Source organism: Pelotomaculum terephthalicicum JT, assembly GCF_022410535.1.
GTDB classification, from domain to species: Bacteria; Bacillota; Desulfotomaculia; order Desulfotomaculales; family Pelotomaculaceae; genus Pelotomaculum_D; species Pelotomaculum_D terephthalicicum.
This window is the reverse complement of record NZ_JAKNBL010000086.1, coordinates 1-2,227: the sequence shown is the minus strand read 5'-3', so window position 1 is coordinate 2,227 and position 2,227 is coordinate 1. Positions and strand designations below refer to the sequence as shown.

The window sequence follows — 2,227 nt, the reverse complement described above, 5'->3', positions numbered from 1 at the left end:
GCTTCTTTGCCATGCCCATTTTTAGGAATGTCGTGAAAAGGACAGTCTTTTTAGCCTGGCATGCCAGAATTTCCAGTTACTTTATTCCAGATTTAATGATTCCTCCCATCTAATGCCGAGAGCCTATGTCGTTCCGCTCAACATCAGCAAGTGTTCCACGATAGGTCCGAGCGCCAGGACAGGGAAGAAGGTCAGGGCTCCGACAACGAGCACCGTGCCCGCCAGCAATCCGGTGAATAAACCTCCGGTGGTCTCAAAAGTGCCCGGTCCGGGAGGAACCGTCTTTTTGGCGGCCATGCTTCCAGCAATGGCCAGCACCGGCAGAATGACCCCAAAACGCCCGATAAGCATAGCCAGGGCCAGGACCAGGTTGTAAAACAACGTGTTGGCATTTAACCCCGCGAAAGCGCTGCCGTTATTACCAGCCGCCGATGCAAAAGCATAAATTATTTCACTCAGGCCATGCGGACCTGGGTTTAAAATGGATGATACGCCAGCGTTAGTGGCCGCGGCGAGGGCCCCGCCGGCCAGAATGATAGCCGCGGGAATAAGCACCGCCAGCGTGGCCATCTTCGTTTCCCTGGATTCAATCTTCTTGCCGAGATATTCCGGTGTGCGGCCTACCATCAGGCCGACAATGAACACTGTCAGAATCACAAAAACGAGCATGCCGTACAACCCCGAACCCGCACCGCCGAAAACCACTTCTCCGAGCATCATCTGCAACATAGGTACGAGGCCGCCCGCGGGAGTGAGGCTGTCGTGCATGGTATTGACAGCACCGCAGGACGCGGCGGTAGTAACAGTGGCAAAAAGGGCTGCATTGGCTACGCCGAAACGCACTTCCTTTCCTTCCAGCGTTGACGGGCCGTTGACTCCCAAGGCGCTGACCTGCGGGTTGCCGGCCACCTCACTGGTATAGCAAACACCTAAAAACAAGACAAACAAAATCAGCATGGCCGCGAAGATAACCTTGCCCTGCTTGATATTTCCGGCCAGGTGACCGAAAGTAAACGTCAGCCCGGCGGGAATGACCAGAATAGCCACCATTTCCAGCAGGTTGGTCACAGGCGTGGGGTTTTCCAAAGGATGGGCGGAGTTCGCATTAAAGAACCCGCCGCCGTTAGTGCCCAGCATTTTAATAATTTCCTGGGAGGCCACCGGCCCGACGGCAATAGTTTGTCCGGCTCCCTCCAAGGTCCGGGCGTCAATATACGAGCTCAGGTTCTGGATGACACCCTGGGAGACCAGCGCCAGCGCCCCGATAAGCGAGAAAGGCAGCAATATCCATAGAACCGTACGGGTCAGATCCACCCAAAAGTTGCCGATGGTGTCGGCCTTGCGGCGGACCAGGCCGCGAATCAGAGCTATTACGACAGCTATGCCGGTGGCGGCGGAAAGAAAGTTCTGCACCGTGAGGGCAGCCATTTGGGTAAAGTAGCTCATCGTGGATTCGCCACCGTACGCCTGCCAGTTGGTATTGGTCACAAAGCTGATAGCCGTGTTCAAAGCCTGGTCCGGTTTTACGGCTCCGAACTGCTGGAGGTTGAAGGGCAGGTAACCCTGCAAAAGCTGTAAAAAGAAAACCAGCACTATTCCCAACAGGTTGAAAATCAGCAGGGTAAAGGCATACTCGCGCCATCCCATTTCTTTTTGCGCGTTGATTCCCGCCAGCCGGTAAGCGAGCTTTTCCACGGGAAGCAATGCCCGGTCCAGCAGGGTGCGCTCACCGGTAAAAACCTTGCACATGTAGCGTCCCATAGGAACAGCAAGCGCGACAAGCAAAACCAGGAATAGAAGAATCTGAGCAAGATCTGATGCTATCATTACAAATCCTCCGCCTTTACCAAAGAATAGACAAGATAAAAGAGCAACCCTGCCGCAACCAAACCGCCTAAAATCATATCCGGCACTAGCAGACCTCCACTCCGCTTGTTTTCTGCCCTTTCGCAAACTACATCTCTGCTGACGGTATTATAATCCTATTAAGAATAAGTATTTGATAAAGAAAATAGAGTTAGACATAAAAAAGATATAAAAAATGTATTAATATAAATCTGCTAATCCTGTTTAAAGTCAGTTATGTGCGCATTGAAAAAAAAGGAGCATTCCTGTAATTATTGAAAACGGCCTTTGAAAAAAGAGACGCCCATCAATACAATGGTAATGTGCTGATCCCGACAAGAAAGGCACAAAACCAGATTGAGGAGGCGCCTCTATATGAAGC

General features: G+C 51.8%; 2 protein-coding genes. Both read right to left on the bottom strand.

Annotation, left to right across the window (positions count from 1 at the left end; all coding sequences use genetic code 11):
• Positions 1-123: 123 nt before the first annotated feature.
• Entirely contained in the window at positions 124-1,827 is a 1,704-nt protein-coding gene (gene kdpA, locus L9W92_RS18535) for a potassium-transporting ATPase subunit KdpA (RefSeq protein ID WP_240085218.1), read from the bottom strand.
• Positions 1,827-1,904 carry a K(+)-transporting ATPase subunit F gene (kdpF, locus tag L9W92_RS19490; protein ID WP_376741836.1) on the bottom strand — a complete coding sequence of 26 codons (78 nt, stop codon included), beginning with the start codon at positions 1,902-1,904 and terminating at the stop codon, positions 1,827-1,829. The genes kdpA and kdpF overlap by 1 nt, the downstream gene beginning before the upstream one ends.
• Positions 1,905-2,227 lie beyond the last annotated feature (323 nt).